At 62.9% G+C, this 698-nt stretch carries 1 protein-coding gene; it reads right to left on the reverse strand.

What is annotated here, in order from left to right:
• Positions 1 to 698 (reverse strand): electron transfer flavoprotein subunit alpha/FixB family protein (locus PQQ95_RS36525; RefSeq protein ID WP_408447255.1); only part of this gene is annotated, 698 nt, incomplete at both ends.

Raw genomic sequence — 698 nt, forward strand, 5'->3', positions numbered from 1 at the left:
TCGCCCACCAGACCGTAATCGGCGACGCTGAAGATCGGCGCTTCCGCATCCTTGTTGATCGCGACGATCACCTTCGAGTCTTTCATCCCGGCCAGATGCTGGATCGCGCCCGAGATGCCGACCGCCACGTACAGTTGCGGTGCGACGATCTTGCCGGTCTGGCCGACCTGATAGTCGTTCGGCACGAAGCCCGCATCGACGGCTGCACGCGATGCGCCCAGCGCGGCGTTGAGCTTGTCGGCCAGCGGTTCGAGAACCTTGGTGTAGTTCTCGCCGTTGCCCAGACCGCGGCCACCCGAGACGATGATCTTCGCCGACGTCAGCTCCGGACGGTCCAGCTTCGTCACTTCACGGCTGACGAACTGCGACAGGCCGGTGTCGGCTGCGGCTTCGATCTTCTCGACCGAAGCGCCGCCGCCTTCTGCTGCGACTGCATCGAAACCGGTCGTGCGGACCGTGATGACCTTGATCGGGTCTTGAGATTGAACAGTAGCGATTGCGTTACCGGCATAGATCGGACGCTCGAACGTGTCGGCCGAATCCACTGCCGTGATGTCGCTGATCTGCGCGACATCCAGCTTCGCAGCGATGCGCGGGGCGATGTTCTTGCCGTAGGCGGTCGCCGGCGCGAAGATGTGCGTGTAGTCCTTCGCGATGTTCAGCACCGTCGCTTCGACGTTTTCTGCCAGACCTGCTGC

Source organism: Paraburkholderia caffeinilytica (assembly GCF_046030355.1).
Taxonomy (GTDB): domain Bacteria; phylum Pseudomonadota; class Gammaproteobacteria; order Burkholderiales; family Burkholderiaceae; genus Paraburkholderia; species Paraburkholderia caffeinilytica_B.